The sequence below is a fragment of the Acinetobacter puyangensis genome, from assembly GCF_900096995.1.
Classification (GTDB): Bacteria; Pseudomonadota; Gammaproteobacteria; order Pseudomonadales; family Moraxellaceae; genus Acinetobacter; species Acinetobacter puyangensis.
Genome location: NZ_OANT01000035.1, coordinates 1 through 1,039 on the forward strand (window position 1 = coordinate 1; position 1,039 = coordinate 1,039).

The 1,039-nt window shown below is 44.9% G+C and carries 1 protein-coding gene; it reads left to right on the forward strand.

Translation table 11 applies throughout. The annotated features are described in order from the left end of the window. Positions 1-1,039 (forward strand): dynamin family protein (locus CRO21_RS17425; RefSeq protein WP_141398152.1); only part of this gene is annotated, 1,039 nt, incomplete at both ends.

Consider the following 1,039-nt stretch of genomic DNA (forward strand, 5'->3'; position numbering starts at 1 on the left):
ATGATCTGCATTCCATTCTAGACCAGATGCAGCAATGGCGTAACGACTTCGCCATAGCATTAACCAGCATAGAATTTAAGGTGGAAGCTTTACAGACTACATCTGCTTTGGCTGAGCAGATTACTTTGCTGAAAAGACAGATTGCAGAGCAGATTCAGCTTTGGGAAATTAAATGGACTGAGCTAAGTGCGACTCAGTCCCTAGCCGATGCCTTTGGTGATAAAGTCATGTTATTGGTATTTGGCAAATTTAATGCAGGCAAAAGTTCGCTATGCAATCTTCTGGCGGAGTGTTTCCGTACACAGGGCCAAGTGGTACGCTATTTTTATGTACAAAATGAGCAAATTCATTATAAAGATATGCTATTGCGTGAAGGTGCAACTGAAACCACAGCGCAATTGCAGGGCGTATGCTTAGGAGAGCGACTAGTACTGTTGGATACACCGGGTTTGCATTCTGCTACAGCCGAAAATACGGCATTGACGCAGCGCTTTATTGACAGTGCCGATGGCGTATTATGGCTCAGTAGTTCTACCTCACCGGGTCAGGTCCAGGAACTGCATACACTGGCAAGGGAATTAAAACGGCATAAGCCTTTGTTTCCGATCATTACACGTAGTGACCAGATTGAAGAAGATGAAGTCGATGGAGAAATCTGCACAGTATTGTGTAATAAGCATCCATCACAACGCGCGCTTCAAGAAGCCGATGTGTATGCCCGTGCCCAAGATAAGCTGCGAGAAATGGCGCTTGATGTGCAGCTGTTAAAGCAACCTGTATCGGTGTCGACACAGATGGCACGTCAAACCGGAATGGATGAGCAGGCCATGATTGAGGCAGGTTTTGAGTGTTTATTCACTGCACTGTTGCAGATGATTGAGCCTGCTTTGCATTATAAGCAGCGTAAACCGGCAGAGATATTTTTACATCATTTACAGGAACAGGTGCTTGAAACATTTATACAGGAGATAGTACCTCTATCTGATCAATTACAAGCAACCCTTAATCATGCACAAACAGCATTGCAGCAACAGCACCG